The sequence below is a fragment of the uncultured Allofournierella sp. genome, from assembly GCA_944382705.1.
Lineage (GTDB): Bacteria > Bacillota > Clostridia > Oscillospirales > Ruminococcaceae > Allofournierella.
Genome location: CALWNE010000038.1, coordinates 23,177 through 42,175, shown reverse-complemented (window position 1 = coordinate 42,175; position 18,999 = coordinate 23,177). Strand labels below are relative to the sequence as shown.

The 18,999-nt window shown below is 52.0% G+C and carries 16 protein-coding genes; 9 read left to right on the top strand and 7 right to left on the bottom strand.

The genetic code is table 11. The features are described from left to right. The 4 genes from ACH2EM_RS05600 to ACH2EM_RS05585 form a co-directional block, all read left to right on the top strand. Positions 1 to 784: DnaD domain protein (locus ACH2EM_RS05600; protein WP_395151147.1), on the top strand; the 784-nt coding region annotated here is incomplete at its 5' end. Between the two features lie 6 nt (positions 785 to 790). After that, positions 791 to 1,759: an ATP-binding protein gene (locus ACH2EM_RS05595; protein WP_395151146.1), complete on the top strand. Its 969-nt coding sequence runs from the start codon at positions 791 to 793 to the stop codon at positions 1,757 to 1,759. Positions 1,760 to 1,775: 16 nt separating this feature from the next. Then, complete coding sequence (gene yaaA, locus ACH2EM_RS05590) at positions 1,776 to 2,534, top strand: peroxide stress protein YaaA (RefSeq protein ID WP_395151145.1); 759 nt, start codon at positions 1,776 to 1,778, stop codon at positions 2,532 to 2,534. A 78-nt stretch (positions 2,535 to 2,612) separates the two neighbouring features. After that, positions 2,613 to 3,071, top strand: a complete 459-nt coding sequence (locus tag ACH2EM_RS05585) for a peroxiredoxin (RefSeq protein ID WP_395151144.1) — start codon at positions 2,613 to 2,615, stop codon at positions 3,069 to 3,071. Positions 3,072 to 3,330: 259 nt separating this feature from the next. On the opposite strand, the gene ACH2EM_RS05580 is transcribed toward ACH2EM_RS05585, so the two are convergent. After that, a complete protein-coding gene (locus ACH2EM_RS05580; protein ID WP_395151148.1) occupies positions 3,331 to 5,592 on the bottom strand; it encodes an ATP-dependent Clp protease ATP-binding subunit in 2,262 nt (753 codons plus the stop codon). A 287-nt stretch (positions 5,593 to 5,879) separates the two neighbouring features. Between ACH2EM_RS05580 and ACH2EM_RS05575 the strand changes: the two genes are divergently transcribed. After that, on the top strand, positions 5,880 to 6,677 hold the full coding sequence (locus ACH2EM_RS05575) for an SDR family NAD(P)-dependent oxidoreductase (RefSeq protein ID WP_395151143.1): 798 nt from the start codon (positions 5,880 to 5,882) through the stop codon (positions 6,675 to 6,677). A gap of 219 nt (positions 6,678 to 6,896) precedes the next feature. On the opposite strand, the gene ACH2EM_RS05570 is transcribed toward ACH2EM_RS05575, so the two are convergent. Both ACH2EM_RS05570 and nox read right to left on the bottom strand, forming a co-directional pair. Then, complete coding sequence (locus ACH2EM_RS05570; RefSeq protein WP_395151142.1) at positions 6,897 to 7,031, bottom strand: hypothetical protein; 135 nt, start codon at positions 7,029 to 7,031, stop codon at positions 6,897 to 6,899. 148 nt (positions 7,032 to 7,179) lie between these two features. Next, complete coding sequence (nox, locus tag ACH2EM_RS05565; RefSeq protein ID WP_395151141.1) at positions 7,180 to 8,511, bottom strand: H2O-forming NADH oxidase; 1,332 nt, start codon at positions 8,509 to 8,511, stop codon at positions 7,180 to 7,182. 300 nt (positions 8,512 to 8,811) lie between these two features. Here nox and ACH2EM_RS05560 point away from each other — a divergent pair, with 300 nt between their 5' ends. Beyond that, positions 8,812 to 12,195 carry a diguanylate cyclase domain-containing protein gene (locus ACH2EM_RS05560; protein WP_395151140.1) on the top strand — a complete coding sequence of 1,128 codons (3,384 nt, stop codon included), beginning with the start codon at positions 8,812 to 8,814 and terminating at the stop codon, positions 12,193 to 12,195. 70 nt (positions 12,196 to 12,265) lie between these two features. Here ACH2EM_RS05560 and ACH2EM_RS05555 read toward each other — a convergent pair whose 3' ends face one another. After that, positions 12,266 to 12,946 (bottom strand): Crp/Fnr family transcriptional regulator, encoded by a 681-nt coding sequence (locus ACH2EM_RS05555; protein ID WP_395151139.1) that lies wholly within the window; start codon positions 12,944 to 12,946, stop codon positions 12,266 to 12,268. Positions 12,947 to 13,139: 193 nt separating this feature from the next. Between ACH2EM_RS05555 and hcp the strand changes: the two genes are divergently transcribed. Genes hcp through ACH2EM_RS05540 form a run of 3 tightly spaced genes read left to right on the top strand, consistent with a single transcriptional unit; the run spans position 13,140 to position 16,171 of the window. Continuing rightward, on the top strand, positions 13,140 to 14,990 hold the full coding sequence (hcp, locus tag ACH2EM_RS05550) for a hydroxylamine reductase (RefSeq protein ID WP_395151138.1): 1,851 nt from the start codon (positions 13,140 to 13,142) through the stop codon (positions 14,988 to 14,990). A 60-nt stretch (positions 14,991 to 15,050) separates the two neighbouring features. Beyond that, positions 15,051 to 15,662, top strand: coding sequence for a hypothetical protein (locus ACH2EM_RS05545; protein WP_395151137.1), 612 nt, complete (start codon positions 15,051 to 15,053; stop codon positions 15,660 to 15,662). A 5-nt stretch (positions 15,663 to 15,667) separates the two neighbouring features. Beyond that, a complete protein-coding gene (locus ACH2EM_RS05540; RefSeq protein ID WP_395151136.1) occupies positions 15,668 to 16,171 on the top strand; it encodes a hemerythrin domain-containing protein in 504 nt (167 codons plus the stop codon). A gap of 209 nt (positions 16,172 to 16,380) precedes the next feature. On the opposite strand, the gene ACH2EM_RS05535 is transcribed toward ACH2EM_RS05540, so the two are convergent. The 3 genes from ACH2EM_RS05535 to groES form a co-directional block, all read right to left on the bottom strand. Further along, positions 16,381 to 16,701 (bottom strand): DUF1904 family protein, encoded by a 321-nt coding sequence (locus ACH2EM_RS05535; protein ID WP_395151135.1) that lies wholly within the window; start codon positions 16,699 to 16,701, stop codon positions 16,381 to 16,383. A 126-nt stretch (positions 16,702 to 16,827) separates the two neighbouring features. After that, on the bottom strand, positions 16,828 to 18,462 hold the full coding sequence (gene groL / locus ACH2EM_RS05530) for a chaperonin GroEL (RefSeq protein ID WP_395151134.1): 1,635 nt from the start codon (positions 18,460 to 18,462) through the stop codon (positions 16,828 to 16,830). Positions 18,463 to 18,533: 71 nt separating this feature from the next. Continuing rightward, complete coding sequence (gene groES / locus ACH2EM_RS05525; protein ID WP_395151133.1) at positions 18,534 to 18,821, bottom strand: co-chaperone GroES; 288 nt, start codon at positions 18,819 to 18,821, stop codon at positions 18,534 to 18,536. Positions 18,822 to 18,999 lie beyond the last annotated feature (178 nt).

Here is an 18,999-nt window from a genome sequence, read left to right as displayed (position 1 = left end):
CCCCAAGGATATAGCCCATGCCCTGGGCCTTAAAAGTCTGCAAGCGGCACAAAAGGCGCTGGATTTCTGGCATGGGGTGGGCTTGCTGGAAGCAGAGCGCCCCACCAGCCGGGAAAACCAGCCTACTCAGCCCGCCAAACAGCCCCCCATTACCGCCGAGCAGCTGCGCACCGCCTTTATGCGTGACCCTATGGTAAGCACGCTGGCCACCGAGGCGCAAGCCTACCTGGGCCAGAGCCTTGGCCAAAAGGATATTCAGCGGCTGGTGTCGCTGTATGTGAACGAAAGCATTCCGGTGGATGTGATTTTGCTGTGTGCCGCCCACATTGCCAGCCAGGGCCGCCATTCCGTTACCCAGCTGGAACGGGAGCTGGACCGCTGGACCCTGGAGGGCGTAACCAACGGGCAGGAGGCCGAAGCCTACTTGCAGCGGCTGCACCAGCGGGAAAAACAGCAGGCTGCTGTAGCTGCTCTGCTTGGCATACCCTACGAAGCACTTACCATGGCGGACAAGCGCTGCATCTGCCGCTGGTTTGAGGAATACGGTTACAATCAGAGCATGGTGGAGGAAGCGATTCTTCACGGCAATGGCAGCAAGGATGCAAAGTACATCAACGGCATTTTGAAAAGCTGGTATGCCAAAGGCTGGCGTACCCCGGCGGACACACGGGGCAACGGCAGCCTGGAAGGCAGCAATGCACGGGTGGACCGGCCTGCACCCAGCGGAAACGATATTCTGCAGCGGGCGACACGCCGTCCCCTGCGGCTAAAACGGGAGGATTAACAGCCCATGCGCACCAAAAACGAACTGTATAAAGAGGCATTCCGGCAGATTGCCAGCCGCCGCCAGCGAGCTGTAACACTGGCCCAGCAGCGGCAGGAACAGGCCCAGCAGGCCATTCCCGCTCTGGTTCAGCAGCAGGATGCCATCCGCCAGCTGGGCCTGCAAACCATGGTACTGGCTGCACAGGGCGCCAGCGAGGCCCAGCGGCAGCAATTGCAGCAGCAGCGGCAGCAGGCCCAGCAGGAGCTGGAACAGCTTTTGCGCAGCAACGGGTGGACGCCCCAGGATTTGGAACCCCAGTTCACCTGCCCCCTGTGCAAGGATTCCGGCATGGTGGACGGCCATGTTTGCCAGTGTGTGGGCAAGCTTGCCCGGCAGCTGCGCTTTGAGGAAATTTGCGAGGAATCGCCCTTGAGCCTTTGCAGCTTTGACTCCATGGACCTGCGGTATTACCCGGTGGACCGGGACCCTGCCACTGGTGAATCCATTCGCACCTTAATGGCGGAAACCCTGGATTTTTTGCGCCAGTATGCAGAGCATTTTGACTTAAAGAGCGCAAACCTTCTGCTGTGCGGCAATGCGGGGCTGGGCAAAACCCATGCCGCTCTCTCCATTGCACAGCGTGTGCTGGAAAAAGGCTTCAATGTGGTATACATCAGTGCTCAGAGCCTGTTCAGCCAGCTAGAACGGGAGCGCTTTGTGCAAAGTCCCCTTCAGGAGGCAGTGCTGGAAGCCGACCTGCTGATTCTGGACGATTTAGGCACCGAATATGTTAACCCTTATATGCTCAGCTGTTTTTACAACCTGCTGAACACCCGTCTGCTGGAAAAACGGCCTACCATCTACACCACCAACATTGTGGATGGCAAAGCCTTTGAAGCCCGCTATACCGAAAAAATTGCCAGCCGACTGGGCGGCAGCTGCGAGCCGGTATTCTTTTTGGGTCAGGATATCCGCAAGCTAAAAAATATGTAAAGGAGACTGCCTGGGTATGCGGTTTATTATCTCCCCTGCAAAAAAGATGAAGATGGATACCGATAGCTTTGCTACCGCCGGCACCCCGCTGTTTTTGGAAGATGCCCGGCAGCTGCTTGCCTATCTGCGTACCTTGAGCTTACCTCAATGCAAGGCCCTCTGGAAGTGCAACGATGCCCTTGCCCAGCTGAACTACCAGCGAGTTCAGCAGATGAACCTGGAACGCAACCTCACCCCGGCACTGTTTGCCTACGAGGGCATTCAATACCAGTACATGGCACCGGATGTTTTTACGCAGGAACAGCTGGATTATGTGCAGGAGCACCTGCGCATTCTTTCTGGCTTTTATGGGCTGCTGCGTCCGCTGGATGGCGTGGCACCCTACCGGTTGGAAATGCAGGCAAAACCCAGCGGTGCCAGTTTTAAAACCTTGTATGAATTTTGGGGCAATCGGCTTGCCGATGCCCTTTCACAGGAAACAAATTGCCTGGTAAATCTGGCTTCTAAAGAGTACTCTAAATGCGTACAGGGCAAACTTTCTGCCGGTGTGGAGCTGGTGCAAGTCACCTTTGGCCAGCGCACTGGGGACAAAATCACCGAAAAGGCTACTCTGGCTAAGATGGCCCGGGGCGCTATGGTTCGGTATGCCGCCGAGTGCAACTGCCAGACCCCCCAGGACTTAACCGGCTTTAACCGGTTTGGTTTTATGTATGACGCTCAGCGCTCCACTGCACAGCATCTTGTTTTTGTGCAGACGGAACCCCAAGGCGACTGACTTTTTGCACAAAAGGCTTGCCAAGTGCCAGCCTTCTTATCTTACGATAAACCCCAAAACAAAGGAGTGTTTAAGATTATGTTAACTGTTGGAACCAAAGCACCGGCCTTTTGCCTGCCGGATAAAAACGGCCAGATGGTAAGCCTGGAAGACCTGAAGGGCAAAAAGGTTATTTTGTACTTTTATCCCCGGGATAACACCCCCGGCTGCACCCGCCAGGCACAGGCTTTTGCCCAGCTGAACCAGGAACTGGAACAGCAAGGGGCCGTGGTTGTGGGGGTAAGCAAAGACAGCTGTGCTTCTCATTTGAAGTTTGCTCAAAAATACGATTTGCCCTTTTTGCTGCTGGCCGATCAGGAGCTGACCGCCATTCAAGCCTATGATGTTTGGAAGGAGAAGAAACTCTACGGTAAGGTAAGCATGGGCGTTGTTCGTACCACCTACCTAATTGATGAGGAGGGCATCATCCGGTGGGCCAAAGAAAAGGTAAAGCCGGACGAAAACGCCGGTGAGCTTCTCGCTTTTTTAAAAGGCTGAACCAAGGCACTCCCCTCTTGCGTTTTTAAGCAAGTTCTTTTTAACACTGATTGCTGCATTCCTGCCCAAGGCAAGGCTGATACCCAGCCCATAACCTGCAAAGATAAACCCCGACGGCTGCAAACTTTGTTTGCGGCCATCGGGGTTGTTTGTTTGTGCTCTTTGTCAATCAGCAGCAACCGGGCAAAATCGCTGGTTTTCTGCTGGCACAGTGCCTTTTCTCATGCTTATTTTTACTTTGCCGCCAGGTCCTCCGCCTTTACCCTGCTGCATTTTGCAGCACTGGCTCGGATTGAGCCTGTACCGGTTGGGCTTGCAGCCAAACCTCGCCAGCTTCGTTTACATCCGCCACCAATGGGCAGCCGGTCTGCACCATTCCCTGGGCAATCCCATCTGCCAAAGCCTGTTCTACCGCCCGGCCAATCTCTCGGCGCAGTTCTCGCGCTCCGTAGGTTTTGCAGGCTCGGCGGCTTAGCTCCTGCACCAGGCCAGCGGTATGGGTAAGCTGATAACCTGCCGTAAAGGCCCGTTGTTCCAGCTCTTGCAGCAGGTGAACGGTAATCTGCTCCAGTGCCTGCTGGCCCAGCGGGGTAAACACCACCAGTTCATCCAAGCGGCCCAAGAGCTCTGGCCTGAAATAACGGCGGGCTTCCTCCAGAACCATCTGCTTTTGCTGGGCCAGCTGGGCTTCCTGCCCCTGCAAAAACCCAACCTGACCACTTTGGCCGCTGAGATGCCTGGCCCCCAGGTTGGAGGTAAGCAGCACAATGGTATTGCAAAAATCCGCTTTGCGGCCCAGGGTATCCGTAAGGCAGCCTTCCTCCAAAATCTGCAAAAGCAGATTTGTTACATCGGGGTGTGCTTTTTCGATTTCGTCAAACAGCACCACGGCATAGGGGCGGCGACGCACTGCTTCGGTTAGCAACCCGCCCTCTCCGTGGCCCACATAGCCGGGCGGTGCTCCAATCAGCTTTGCAGCAGAGTGCGCTTCCATATATTCACTCATATCCAGCCGAATCAATGCCTTTTCGGTTCCAAACCATTGGCAGGCCAGAGATTGAGCCAGATGGGTTTTGCCCACGCCGGTAGGGCCCAAGAACAACATGGCGCCCATGGGTCTGCGTCCATCTCGCAGTCCGGTGCTGGCCCTTCGGATGGCTCCCGCCACTGCCGACACCGCACTGCTCTGCCCCACCACCTGCTGCGCCAGCACCGACTCCAAACCATTAAGCCGCTGGCGGCGCTCCTCGGTAATGCGCTGGGCAGGCACCCCTGTGGCTCGAGCAATTACCTGAGCCAAATCGTCCCGCTGCAGTGTCAGGGTGGTTTGACCGGTGCGCTGGATCTGCAAACAGGCCGCCGCTTCGTCCAGCAGGTCAATGGCTTTATCCGGGAGAAAGCGCCCTGGCAGATACCGTACCGAAAGTTCTACCGCTGCCGCCAGAGTGGCTTCCGGAATTTTTACTCCATGGTAATTTTCGTACCGTGCTGCCAGACCCTGTAAGATGCGCACCGCCTGGGGTGGGCTGGGTTCATCCACCAGCACCTGCGCAAATCGCCGTTCAAAGGCGGTATCTTTTTGGATGCAGCGGCGGTATTCTTCCTGGGTGGTTGCGCCAATCAGCTGCAATTCACTGCGTGCCAGCAGCGGTTTTAAGATGTTGGCCGCATCAATGGAGCCTTCTGCCGCACCGGCCCCCACCAGAATATGCACTTCATCAATAAACAGGATGGTGTTTTTTTCCCGGCTGATGTCCTCCAGCAATCCCTTGAAACGCTCCTCAAAATCACCCCGATATTTGGTGCCTGCCACCAGGGCAGCCATATCCAGGCTCAGCAGCCGTTTACCCTCCAGCTTACCTGGCACCTGCCCCGCTGCAATACGCTGGGCCAGCGCCTCGGCCAAAGCGGTTTTGCCCACCCCAGGTTCCCCCACTAGGCAGGGATTGTTTTTTTGGCGGCGGCATAAAATCTGTATCATCCGCTCCACCTCGTTTTCCCGGCAGAGTACAGGGTCCAACTGACCTTCCAGAGCAAGCCGGGTCAAATCTCGGCCATATTTTTCGCCCGCTTTGGCAAAGCGCATATTCTGGCTGGGGATTTTGGGCAGCAGCGGCATGACCAACTGCCCCGAAAGCTGGCGGCACTCTTTGGCTGCTTCGTTCAAATCCAGCCCAAGCTGTACCAGCCACTGGCTGGCGGTGCAGTTTGCATCCTCCAGAATGGAACACAAAATATGCTCGCACTGCGCCTCCCGCATCTGGGCCGACCTGGCACCTAGCAGAGCCAGATCCAGTATTTTGCAGCTTTCCGGCATAAAGTCTTTTGGTGCCAGGCGGCAGCTTCGGCCCGCGGGCAACTGACGCAATTTTCCTTGTACTGCTACCCGTTCAATATGGTGGTTTTGCAGCAGTGCAGCCGCTGGGGTGTGATCCGTTTGCAAAATAGCCAGCAAAATGTGGTGCGTACCTACTTGAGAGTGCCCCGATTCCCCTGCAATATGAAGCGCATGATTCAGCATTTTTGCTGCGCTGCGTGAAAATCCTTTGAATCGAAAACGGTAGCCCATGGCCTTGTTATGCCCCCTTTTTTGGTAGTACCCCCAGTATAGGCCGCAGTTCCCTTCTTTTAAACCGCAATTTCAAAATTATCTTGTGTGACATGGTCTCTTTACAGAAAAGCCACGGTTTTGTAAAATAAAACAAACCAAGCGTTGCGAACAAAGTTAATTTTATATCTAATTTACAATTAAAAAGGAATCGTTTTTAGAATGTTGTTGAACTGCAACCAACGAAAGGAGTTTTTTTCATGATTTTACAAAACAAAGTCGCAATGATTACCTCCTCTACCCGTGGCATCGGCCTGGTCTGCGCCCAGGCACTGGCTGAGCAAGGTGCTACTGTTTATTTTGCAGTACGCCGTTTGGAAGCTGGCCAGCAGCTGGTGGATGAGCTTGCACAAAAAGGCTTAAAGGGCGGCGTTTGCCTGTTTGATGCGGATAAACCAGAGACCTTCCGTACCAGCGTGGAGGAAGTGATTGCCAAGGAAGGCCGCATTGATATTTTGGTAAACAACTATGGCTCCACGGATGTTAAAAAGGATTTCGACCTGCTGCACACCAGCGGAGAAGATTTCATGAACATCGTAAACAACAACCTGCGCAGCGTATACGACACCTGCCAGGCAGCCGTAGCCTCCATGGTAAAAACCGGCGGCGGCTCCATTGTGAACATTGCTTCTGTTGGCGGTAAATACCCCGATATGTACCGCATTGGCTACGGTGTTGCAAAGTCCTCCATCATGTTCCTGACCAAAAACATTGCCACCCAGTATGCACACGCCGGTATACGGGCCAATACAATTTTGCCCGGTTTTATTGCCACCGATGCAGCCATGAAGAACATGAGCCCGGAATTTTTGAATACCTTCCTTAAAACCGTGCCTCTGCGCCGCCCTGGCCAGCCGGATGATATCGCCAATGCCTGTGTCTTTTTGGCCAGCGACCAATCTGCATTTATCACCGGTGAAGATTTGCCGGTAGCTGGCGGTTTTGGAATGCCCTCCCCCATGTTCAGCCACTACGGTGAGATGTCTGGCAAGGGTTGATTCCATCGCTATTTTAAATCGCCGCTTTGCCCGGCCCGCATTGTGCGGGCCGGGTTTTCGCTGATTATTGAGCTAAAAAAGAAAGACCGAACCGCTGGCCTTACAGCCAGGGTTCGGTCTTTTGTGCTATATTGTTTTTGCATGGGGACTGCATCAGATACTTGCAGATACGGATGCAGGCAGTGCAGCAATCACAGATTTCAATACTAGGCATTACAGTTAGCGGCGCACCCGCCGGGTAATCGGCTGCAGCCAGGTGGGCAGCACACCCCACTGGCTTAATTGCTGCCAGGCTCGGTTGGAAATGGACAGGCGAAGCATCCATTGCTGAAGAATGTACCGGAATTCGATCATAGGGTTATACCCCCCTTTTTACAAATTCACAATTCTAAAAGAACTGTATGGTCGTAGTATAGCATCTGTTTTTGAACACCATGTGTACAAATCAACTCTAAATAAGAACAGTTTGTGAAATCTACAAGCAAATCTGCTTGCGCAATGGTTATTTGGCGTTCAGCGCAGCCATGGTGATGTAGTTGTAGGGCTGATTGAAGTGCGGCAGGAAGAACAAATCCAGCAATTTCAGTTCATCGATGGTCATTCCCTGCTGAATGGCCAATGAGAACAGATGCAGACCCATGGAAACATCATAGTCGGACATAAGCTGTGCACCCAGGATGACACGGCTTGCCTTATCGTATACAATCCGCAGGGTGGTTTTGGTGTTTCCCTTTTCCAGGAAAGCGGCCTTCTGCCAATCTGTAAACTCAGTGGTGAGTACATCCAGGCCAGCCTGCTCTGCCTTGGTTTTGGTCAGGCCCGTGCTGAACAGGTTCAGGCCCCAGATGGAAATTCCGTTGGAACCCTGCACGCCGGGGCTTTCCATGTGAGTTCCGCAGGCATTGTGGGCAGCCAGAATACCGGAGCGCACAGCATTAGTAGCCAGTGCGATGTAATCCTGCTTTTTAAGTGCATTGTTGTATACAGTAGCGCAGTCGCCAATTGCGTACACATCCGGGTCGCTGGTGCGCTGGCAGCGATCCACCAGATAAGCACCACGCATCAATTCCAGATGGTCCTTACCCAGCTCCGTATTGGGACGGAATCCGATGGCGAACACCACCATATCGGTATCAAAAGTGCCATTGTCGGTTACAATGCGAGTAACCTTGCCATGTTCACCTTCAATGGCCTCTACCTTACGGCCAAAGCACATCTCTACCCCGTTTTGAGACATATGCTCCGCCATTGCCTGGCAGAAATCCGGGTCGTAGTAGCTTGCCAGGCAGGTGGGCGCACAGTCCACCAAACGAGTTTTGCGGCCATTGCGCACAAATGCCTCCGCCAGCTCCACACCAATGTAGCCGGCACCTACAACGGTAACCTGTCGGATGGAGTCATCGGCCAGTTTATCCACAACGGCCTGTGCATCCTGAAACTGTTTTACAAACTGGACATTCTCCAAATCCATGCCGGGCAGTGCGGGACAGATAGGCTGGGAGCCGGTGGCCAAAATGAGCTTGTCGTACTTCTGGGCAATGCTTTCGCCCTGCTGGGTGGTGGCATAAACGATTTTATTTTGGTAATCCACTCGGTCTACAACAGTATTTACATGAACATCCGCTCCTTTTTCCTGTAGCTGCTGTGCGGAAGAATAGAACAGATTATCGGGTTTGTCGATTTGATGACCAATCCACAGGGCCATACCACAACCTAAAAAGCTGATATGGTCGTCCTGATCGAACACATGAACTTTGTCCTGGGGGTATTGCTGCAAAATGGTATTAATCGCTGCAATGCCTGCATGATTTGCGCCAATTACTACGATATCCATGGTTGGTTCCTCACTTTCAAAATTCAGCACATTTCATCCTGTACGGATGTCTGTCTGCCTTTAATTATACTCAGCAAGTGAACTTTGTCAATGATTTGACGGCAAAAAAATAACAAAGTTTGAGCGATACTTTGGGCGGCACAATGTTCTTTGCTCCTATACCCTGAAATTCGTTATTTAAACACTGCAAACTCTTTACATAATTGGGGTTTTACTTTATATTATATTATTGTATAACAAGAGACTTTCTCATCTATATTTTCATCTGCAATCAATTTTTGTGAAGGAACCTACGACTTTATGCCTCAAGAAATATTTTCATCAATAAACGACATCGAATTTTTTTACGAAGCAATCGCAGAATCCTCCCCCCACTTTGTATTTGCATCCAACATCCCCGAAAACACCTACTTGATTTCAGAAACTATGCGCCGGGAATTTGGATTTAAAAGCCGTTACTTGGTGGATGGCGATCGCTTGTGGAATGAGTTAATTCACCCTGATGACCGCGAGCGCATCACCCGTGCAATTCAACATGTACTTACTCATCCTGAGCAGGATTATAGCCAAGAGTATCAAGTTCGTTGTGTAAACGGTTCGTATGTTTCCGTTCGTAGTAAGGGCAAAGTGTATGCTGACCCTGTTACCGGTAATCCTTTGTATTTTGTGGGCTGTGTGGAAAAATTAGACGGGCATACCCATGTGGATAGCGTTACTGGGTTGTACCCCTACCATCACGCTAAGGAATTTACCACCGATTTACTGTGTAAACAGCAGAGCGGCGCTGTAATGGCCATGGACCTTGATAATTTTGCAAACATCAACATCCTGTACGGCCATAGCTTTGGTGATGCAGTCATGCGGGTTGCTGTGGCAAAGGTTCTTTCCATTCTGCCTGCGGGCAGCCAGATGTTCCGCCAGGATGGAGACCGCTTTCTGGCAGTTTGCCCCCAGGCCACCGCAGAAGATATGGCCGAGCTGTTTCGCAATATTCAGCTGCTGGGCCAGCAAAAGCACAACATCGACAACATTGATTATCACTTCACCTTCTCTGCTGGTATTGTAATGTTTGAACCCTCCCAAACCTGGGAGCAAATCATACGCAATGCCTCGGTGGCCTTGCAGGACGCCAAGGAAGCCGGAAAAAACATCTTCCGTTTTCATCAGCAGGATTTGCTGAATCACAAGTTGTACAACCGACAGCTGAGCAACGAATTGATCAGCTGTGTAAAAAACGGATTCGAAGGATTTTCTGTGGTGTTTCAACCCATTCTGGATGTGCGCAATGTCCTTTTGGTGGGTGCAGAAACCCTGCTGCGCTATCAAAGCAGCACCAGGGGGCCGGTAAGCCCTGCGGAGTTTATCCCTTTGCTGGAAAACAGCGGTGTTATGCCCGAAGTTGGCATGTGGGTTTTGCGAACTGCCTTAGAGCACTGCAAATCCTGGATTGAATATTGCCCCACCTTCCAGCTTCATGTGAATGTTTCTCTTCAGCAGATGCTTTCCTCGGACTTTTGCAAACAGGTTGTAAGCTGCCTGGATGACACCGGCGTACCTGCCAGCAATGTGGTGCTGGAGCTGACCGAGAGTCTTTTAAGCAACAATGAATACGATACCATCGAAACACTGAACTACCTGCGACAGGTAGGCTTAAAAATTGCCATGGATGATTTTGGCACCGGTTACTCCTCTCTGGGGAGATTGCAGCGTTTCCCTATTGATATTGTCAAGATTGACCGTTGCTTTGTAACCGCTCTGCAAGAAGGCCAAACGCAACACAAGTTCCTGCGGTCCATCATTGAACTGTGCCACAACGCTGGCTTTTCGGTGTGCGTAGAGGGTGTTGAAACGCTGGACGAACTGAACACCCTATACTATATGTATGGCGATACATTTCAGGGGTTTTATGTTTCTGGCGGTGTACCGGCTCCAGCGTTTTTTGAACGATTCATTAACCGAAATCAGCTCAAGCAGTACCACCATGGTTTAAGCCCCATTGCAAAAGAGGACATTGCACAGGCATGGAGTGCTGACCTGCTGAACGAAATGGTGGAATCCTCCCCCATAGGCATTAATATTTGGAGCGAAGAACTGGAAAACATCGCCTGTAACCAGGCCTGTGTTGATTTGTTTGAAATAGAGAACAAAGCCATCTATTTTGACCGATTCTTTGAGCTTTCGCCCACCCATCAGCCAGACGGACAGCTGTCCTCTGTTTTGCTTACTGCTTACCTGCGCAAAGCCTTTGCCACTGGCCGAAAGGTCTTTTTTTGGATGCATCAAAAACTGAACGGCGAGCCTATTCCCACAAAAGTGACGCTGGTTCGCATCAAACACCAGGGTCGTTATATTGTTGCAGCCTATACACAGGATATGCGGGATAAGCTGCTGGCCCAGCAGGCAGATGAACGAGCAGTGGAGCTGTTGCATCAAATCATACATGCCACACCGCTATGTGTAAATGTATGGAGCGAAAAGTACGAAATCATTCAATGCAACCAGCATGCTATTAAACTGTTTGACCTTAACAACGAGCAGGAATATCTGGACAAATTCTTTTTGCTCTCCCCTACCTACCAACCAGATGGGCAGCTATCCGCCATTAAGGCACACGCTTACATTGCCGAAGCCTTTGAAAAGGGCTATGTGAGATTTCACTGGAACCACTGTCGGCTGGATGGAACCCCTATTCCTGCGGAAATCACGCTGACCCGTATCTCTGTGCAGGATGAAAGCATGGTGGTAGGGTATATCCGCGATATGCGAGACCAGCTCAAGGCAGAAGCGGAGATTCGCTTCATGAATGAACATATGCGCAAAATTTTGGATACGGTGCCCATGGGATATGCCGAGTACGATAACCAGATGCGCATGTGTAACCACAACTCGGAATTACTGCACATTCTGGGGCTGGAAGGCGAAAGCAAGCTGGATTGCCTTTGCTGCCATACACCGGAACGCCAGCCCAACGGCATTTTAAGTGACACCGTCTTCAGCAATAAATTCCATGAAGCACTTGCCCATGGAGATGCAGCGTTTGAGTTTGTATTGCAGGATCAGGAAGGTGCTCCCCTGCCTGCCAAGTTAACAATGCGGCGCGCCCACAAACACGATTCTGAATTCATTATCCTGTTCGTTCAGGATCTCAGAGAACTGAAAGGCATGTACACACTGAACAATCGCCTGCGGGAGATTGCGTTGTTCGACAGCCTAACCGGGTGTTACAACCGTGCCACTTTTATGGAAAAGCTGAAACAGCGTGCAGAACTGATTGAGCCAACAGAGCAATATCCTCTGATTTTGATGGACATTGACCATTTCAAGCAAATCAACGACACCTATGGCCATCTTGTGGGCGATACGGTGCTGAAAAATGTGATTGAGGTGCTTCACAATCACCTGCCAGACGATACCCTGGTAGGCCGCTATGGCGGTGACGAATTCACCATTCAGCCCGGTGCCATGAACCAGGAAAGTTTAAAGCAGTGCCTGGAAAATTTGGTTACTCAGGTAAACGACCTGCGTATTATTACAAACTCGGAGGTCATCTACCCCACGGTAAGCCTTGGCGTATGTTCCGCTATTGATTTCCATAATTGGGACGACTCTCTTCACAAAGCCGACCTGGCTTTGTACCAGGTAAAAAAACTTTCCCGCAATGGGTACAAAATCTTTGAGGAATAATTCTTTGCAAACAAAAACACGCTTTACCCCGCACAGGGTAGAGCGTGTTTTTATTGTTTGACAATGGAGATTAAAGCATCATTCCCTCCGGCACCTGGCATAGATGGAACTGATTTTTGGTGCATTCCAGCACCCCTTCCTTTTGCAGCTTGCTTAGCTCGGTTGACATAGCACTCCGATCCACCGAAAGATAGTCTGCCAGTTCCTGGCGATTGTATGGAATGGTAAATCTGGCACTGCCTGCTCTCTGTGCTTCGCCAGAAAGATAGGACAGAAGCTTTTCTCTGGTTGTTTTTTGTGCCATATGCTCCACTTTCTGTGTGAGCATCAAATTACGGGCTGCCAGCACATTCAGCAGATTGCGAATTAATTGCGTATGGAATGGGCAAGCAATGGTGCATACTTCCAGAATACGGCCCACATCCAAAAACATCACCTTTGCCGGTGTGGAGGCCACCACGCTTACTGCCAGCACCTCACTGCCCAGGCAAGCATAGGACTCCGCAAAAATCTGCCCCTGTACGGACTGGCCCAAAATCACTCGATTGCCCCAAAAATCTTCTTTGATAATGTGTACCGTACCTTCCAGCACCAAACCCATACGCCTGGTTTTTTGGCCGCTGTGCATTACAAAGCTGCCCTTTTCGTACTGGGCAGTCTCCACATCCAGACAGCCCAGCAGCACCCGAATCTGGTCCGGCCGAATGCCCTCAAATAAACGAGAGCCACTTAAAATTGCGGTAATTTCCAAACTTCTCCCTCCTTTTGTTGTGATTCCAACAGAATTTATAGTTTGATTGTAGTATACTAAGCTCACAAAGTCAACAAAGCACCTTCACCTGGCTTCCTTTTCCGACGCCCGTTGCAGATGCTCGGCTGGTCTGCCGGGGAGACTTTTTAAAATCAACACTTTATTTTTCATTCAAAGGAGCGTATGATAAACTATGCACAATGCAATGTTTTGCTACCAGTGCCAGGAAACTGCCGGCTGTACCGGCTGCACCAAGGGCGGCGTTTGCGGTAAAACTGCCCGGACTGCAAACCTTCAGGATTTGCTGATTTACACCACCAAGGGACTGAGCGCCATCACCACTGCCCTGCGCAGTGAGGGCAAAACAGTGGACCCTCAGGTAAACCACTGGATTACCGAAAACCTGTTTGTAACCATTACCAATGCCAATTTTGACGATGAGGCTATTCTGGCACGGATTCAGGGTACCCTGGACCAGATGAATGCTCTGCGCAGCCAGCTGTCCAGCCAGGATGCTCTGCCTGAGGCCAGCCTGTACCAGGGCGGCACCTTGGAGCAGATGGAGGAGAAGGCTGCTCAGGTGGGTGTACTGGCTACCGAAAACGAGGATGTTCGCAGCCTGCGGGAGCTCATCACTTACGGACTCAAGGGCATGGCAGCCTACACCAAACACGCCAACGCTTTGGGCACCGAAGTGCCCGAAAACGACGCATTCCTTCAGAATGCACTGGCTCAACTGCTGGATGATACCCTCTCGGCAGATGCACTGGTGGCTCTCACCTTGGAAACCGGTAAATATGGCGTGGATGCCATGGCTGCTCTGGACGCTGCAAACACCGGCGCTTACGGCCATCCGGAAATCACCAAAGTAAATCTGGGTGTTCGGAACAATCCCGCCATTCTGGTATCCGGCCATGACCTGCACGATTTGGAGATGCTTCTGGAACAGACCCAGGGTACCGGCGTGGATGTGTACACCCATTCCGAGATGCTGCCTGCCCACTACTACCCTGCCTTTAAGAAATACGAGAACTTTGTGGGCAACTACGGCAACGCCTGGTGGATGCAAAAGGAAGAATTTGAGGCATTTAACGGCCCCATTCTGCTGACCACCAACTGCCTGGTCCCCCCCAAGGAGAGCTACAAGGAGCGGGTATACACCACCGGCGCTGTTGGTTTTGCAGGCTGCAAGCACATCCCCGGTAGTTTTGGCGAACACAAGGACTTCTCCGCCATCATTGGGCATGCTAAGCAGTGTGCTGCCCCCACCCAGCTGGAGACCGGTGAAATTGTAGGCGGTTTTGCCCACAATCAGGTGCTGGCTTTGGCCGACCAGGTGGTAAATGCAGTTAAGAGCGGCGCCATTCGCAAGTTTGTGGTAATGGCCGGCTGCGATGGCCGTGCCAAGAGCCGCAGCTACTACACAGAGTTTGCTAAGGCACTGCCCAAAGATACTGTGATTTTGACCGCTGGCTGCGCAAAATACAAGTACAACAAGCTGGATTTGGGCGACATTGGTGGAATTCCCCGTGTGCTGGATGCAGGCCAGTGCAACGATTCCTACTCGTTGGCCGTAATTGCCCTGAAGCTGAAGGAAGTATTCGGCCTGGATGACATCAATCAGCTGCCCATCGTGTATAACATTGCCTGGTATGAGCAGAAGGCTGTCATCGTGCTGCTGGCCCTTCTGCACCTGGGTGTAAAGAACATCCATCTGGGCCCCACCCTGCCTGCCTTCCTTTCTCCCAATGTTGCAAAAGTCCTGGTGGAGACCTTTGGAATTGCTGGTATTACCACCGTGGAGGAAGACATGAAGCTGTTCTTCCCTGACTGTGAGGAAAAAGAGCCCTCTGCTGCTGATTCCATCAACGGCGATACCCTGATTGGCGACATCCTCACTCTTTGCCCCAATGCGGCAGAAATCCTGACCGGATTTGGTATGCACTGCCTGGGCTGCCCTTCTTCTCGGATGGAATCCCTGCGGGATGCCTGCACCGTCCATGGCATTGCCTTGGAAGAAGTTCTGGCTAAGCTGAACAGCTGATTTCCCCCTCTCTTTTTTCCCTGCGGCTTTATAAAATTGATTTTAAAGGAGCTTGCCCCCATGAGTGCTTTTTTAGGCCCGATTCATCACAAGATGTACCAAAAAATATGCGCCCAAAGCCGGTTGGCTTTTGCCATTGCCAAGTTTGGCGATACTAACGGCTGGACCCAGGATGCTGAACAAACCCTGCATCACCAGTTCCCTTTGCTGCAAGGTGCACTGGAAGATCTGATTGACCCCCTTAACATTCATGGGTGGCTAAGCCAACAGGTGGCCCATGCAGAAGCTCGGCTTGCGGCAGCCGTGCAAGAGGCCGTAAAACAGGATGAACAGAAAGCTGAACAGCTGCTTGCCTTTGTGGCAGAGGATGGCCGTAACCAGGCCGCCCTGCACAGTGCCCCCTGTTCCGACTGCACCGCACTTTGGCAAGCCATGGATCTGTTTTGGGTGGATGGAATGCCCTGTGACCGGTGTGTGCAGGTTGCAAGCCGAGAGGATGGCTCCATTGACTGGTCCATCGAATCCGCTACCCACGCCAACGGCTGGAGCGAAGATTGCGCCATTTCCTATGCCCAGCTGCGGTGGACCTGGGTGGAAGCTTTTGCCCAGCGTCAGAGCTTTAAAGCACAGCAAAACAGCCCACTATCTTTTTATCTGAGCCAGGAGGTTTAACTGCCATGTCCAAACTGATTGAGGTACTGATGGAAGAGCATCAGGAGATTTTGAAGTTCACCCAAGCCATGGAAACCATGTGCCTGGAGCTGATGGAGCACAATCGTTTTAGCGAACAGGAATTTCGGGATGCGATTGTATTCATCCGCCAGACAGCCGACCGAAACCATCATCAGAAAGAGGAACGCCTGCTGTTCAAGGTCATGACTGAGGAATTGGGTACCGTGGCAATTAATCTGGTTCAGCACGGCATGATTGTGGAACACGACCAGGCACGGCTGTTTGTATCCGAACTGGAGCAGGCTGTCACCCGGTACGCCGCAAACCCCAATGCCACCGACAAACTGTGGATTTTGGCCAATGCGATGAGCTACTGCGCACACCTGCGCCGTCATATCGAAAAAGAGGACAACGCTGTATATCCCTTCGCAGCCCGGGCTCTTTCTGCCGAAAGCCTGGCAAAGCTGGATGAAGCATTTGCCGCAGAGCAGGCTGGCCAGCAAAGGTAACTGGTTGGGTGTGGCTCTCATTCACTCCCCTGTTCTGCAAAATCTTTGCTGCTCCAGGTCAGGCCACCTGCTTGTTCCCTCAATAAATTTCAGTATATAAAAGAACCCTCCGCTTCTGACTTAACCGGCCAGAAGCGGAGGGTTCTTTTATTTTCTGGGTGATTGTTAGCCGAAAGCAAGACGACACCTTTTAACAGCACTCAGAGCACTTATTCCTCAAACTCAAAGAAAGCTTCCTGATGGAGTGTAGTAAAGATCACCTGCATTAAGGGATAGCCTAAGGCGGCAATCTGCCGCCGCAAAATCTGGGCTACCTGCTGGCGCACCTCATCCGGACGGTCAAACCAGGATACCTCCACAATGGGAAACCCTGCAACCTGTTTGCCTTCGCTGTAAAATGTGGTGGGAACTAGCTCCAAAATGAGCCAATCTTCCGGGCAGCCGATGGCCTGTGCCAACTGCTGCACCAGCGGAGTGCTGATTTCCTTCATCTGCGCATCGGTTAAACCCTTTACCGTAATCTGGGGCATAAAAACTTCCTCCTTTATTTTACCCACACAAGTAAAAACCTTTATGTTCAGCAAACGAACCAGGCCGGGTGGAACATCCACCCAGCCTGGTTTGCTGTATAAAACGATTAGGAGCGAGCGAATCCCTTAGTACATACCGCCCATGCCGCCCATATCGGGAGCAGGTACACCTGCACCAGGCTGTTCGGGCTCATCGGCTACCAGGCTTTCGGTGGTCAGAACCATGGAAGCCACGCTGGCTGCATTCTCCAGAGCGGAACGAGTTACCTTGGTGGGGTCCACAATGCCGGCCTCGATCATGTCGCAGTACTGCTCCTTCTGAGCATCGAAACCGTAGTTGGGCTTACCAGCGGTGAGGATTTTGTCGATGATAACGCTGCCTTCCAGACCGGCGTTTTTGGCAATCTGGCGCAGAGGAGCTTCCAGAGCCTTCAGGACAATGCGGGCACCAGTGCGCTCGTCACCCTCCAGTTCCTCGCAAACCTTCTGCACAGCAGGCATAGCGTTGATAGCAGCGGTGCCGCCGCCAGCCACGATACCTTCTTCCACAGCTGCCTTGGTTGCATTCAGAGCATCCTCAATGCGTAGCTTCTTATCCTTCATTTCCACTTCGGTAGCAGCGCCAACCTTAATAACGGCAACACCGCCAGCCAGCTTGGCCAGACGCTCCTGCAGCTTTTCCTTGTCGAATTCGCTGGTGGTGGTTTCCATCTGGGCACGAATCTGGTTTACACGCTCGGAAATCAGAGCCTTGGCACCTGCACCATCCACGATGGTGGTGGTCTCCTTGGTTACCTTAACCTGGCGAGCACGGCCCAGCATATCAATGCTGGTCTCCTTCAGCTCGTAGCCCAGCTCCTCGCTGATAACCTGGCCGCCGGTCAGGATGGCAATATCCTGGAGCATCTCCTTGCGGCGATCGCCAAAGCCGGGAGCCTTAACAGCCACACAGGTGAAGGTGCCGCGCAGACGGTTCACAATCAGGGTGGACAGAGCTTCGCCTTCCACATCCTCGGCAACGATTACCAGCTTCTTGCCACTCTGGACAATCTGCTCCAGCAGGGGCAGCAAATCCTGAATGGTGCTGATTTTCTTATCGGTGATCAGGATGTAAGCGTCGTCGATAACGGCTTCCATCTTCTCGGTATCGGTTACCATGTAGGGGGTGATGTAACCACGGTCAAACTGCATACCTTCCACTACCTCGGAGTAGGTTTCGGCAGTCTTGCTTTCCTCGATGGTGATAACACCGTCAGCGGTTACCTTCTCCATAGCCTCTGCAATCAGAGTGCCCACAGCGGCATCATCGGCAGATACGGTGGCAACACGGGCAATATCCTGAGAGCCGTTTACCTTCTGGCTGTTGGCAGCAAAAGCAGCCACAGCAGCCTTAACAGCTTTCTGCATACCACGCTTTACATCCATGGGGTTTGCACCAGCGGCCACATTCTTCATGCCCTCGTTTACCAGAGCCTGTGCCAGTACAGTAGCGGTGGTGGTGCCGTCGCCTGCTGCATCGTTGGTTTTGGTTGCAACCTCACGCACCAGCTGTGCGCCCATGTTTTCGAATACATCCTTCAGCTCGATTTCCTTCGCAATGGTCACACCGTCGTTGGTGATCACAGGGCTGCCAAACTTCTTGCCCAGCACCACATTGCGGCCCTTGGGGCCCATGGTAATCTTAACGGTATCGGCCAGGGTGTCGATGCCTGCGGAAAGAGCCTTGCGAGCTTCCTCGCCATGAAGAATCTGCTTTGCCATAATCAATCTGCTCCTTTTATGTCATATCTGAATATCAATGCTTGCAAACGAACTGTTGAGGGATAAAAAAATTACTCCTCTACAATTGCCAGAATGTCGCTCTGGCGAACGATGGTGCACTCCTGGCCATCCACCTTTACTTCGGTGCCGGAGTATTTGCTGGTGAGAACCTTATCGCCCACCTTCACAATCATCTCCACTTCCTTGCCGTCCACCAGGCCGCCGGGGCCTACAGCCAGAACCTGGGCCACCTGGGGTTTTTCTTTGGCAGAGCCAGCCAGAATGATGCCGCTCTTGGTGGTTTCTTCTGCTTCTACGGTTTTGATCACTACACGATCAGCAAGAGGCTTAATAGTCATGGAAGATATCCTCCTATTCAAAACAATATGTATTTATAGATCCAGGTTAGCACTCATTCTTTTCGAGTGCTAACATTGTATATTTTATTCTCTTACAGCAAAAAAATCAAGCCCTCTGGGCGTTTCTCTTTGAAAAAAATTTGTGAACAACGCACTTGCCCCCAGGACTTGGGGCAAA

Coding starts and splice junctions, on each gene's coding strand:
- ACH2EM_RS05595 (WP_395151146.1), top strand. CDS start 791: ATGCGCACCAAAAACGAACTGTATAAAGAGGCATTCCGGCAGATTGCC.
- yaaA (WP_395151145.1), top strand. CDS start 1,776: ATGCGGTTTATTATCTCCCCTGCAAAAAAGATGAAGATGGATACCGAT.
- ACH2EM_RS05585 (WP_395151144.1), top strand. CDS start 2,613: ATGTTAACTGTTGGAACCAAAGCACCGGCCTTTTGCCTGCCGGATAAA.
- ACH2EM_RS05580 (WP_395151148.1), bottom strand. CDS start 5,592: ATGCTGAATCATGCGCTTCATATTGCAGGGGAATCGGGGCACTCTCAA.
- ACH2EM_RS05575 (WP_395151143.1), top strand. CDS start 5,880: ATGATTTTACAAAACAAAGTCGCAATGATTACCTCCTCTACCCGTGGC.
- ACH2EM_RS05570 (WP_395151142.1), bottom strand. CDS start 7,031: ATGATCGAATTCCGGTACATTCTTCAGCAATGGATGCTTCGCCTGTCC.
- nox (WP_395151141.1), bottom strand. CDS start 8,511: ATGGATATCGTAGTAATTGGCGCAAATCATGCAGGCATTGCAGCGATT.
- ACH2EM_RS05560 (WP_395151140.1), top strand. CDS start 8,812: ATGCCTCAAGAAATATTTTCATCAATAAACGACATCGAATTTTTTTAC.
- hcp (WP_395151138.1), top strand. CDS start 13,140: ATGCACAATGCAATGTTTTGCTACCAGTGCCAGGAAACTGCCGGCTGT.
- ACH2EM_RS05545 (WP_395151137.1), top strand. CDS start 15,051: ATGAGTGCTTTTTTAGGCCCGATTCATCACAAGATGTACCAAAAAATA.
- ACH2EM_RS05540 (WP_395151136.1), top strand. CDS start 15,668: ATGTCCAAACTGATTGAGGTACTGATGGAAGAGCATCAGGAGATTTTG.
- ACH2EM_RS05535 (WP_395151135.1), bottom strand. CDS start 16,701: ATGCCCCAGATTACGGTAAAGGGTTTAACCGATGCGCAGATGAAGGAA.
- groL (WP_395151134.1), bottom strand. CDS start 18,462: ATGGCAAAGCAGATTCTTCATGGCGAGGAAGCTCGCAAGGCTCTTTCC.
- groES (WP_395151133.1), bottom strand. CDS start 18,821: ATGACTATTAAGCCTCTTGCTGATCGTGTAGTGATCAAAACCGTAGAA.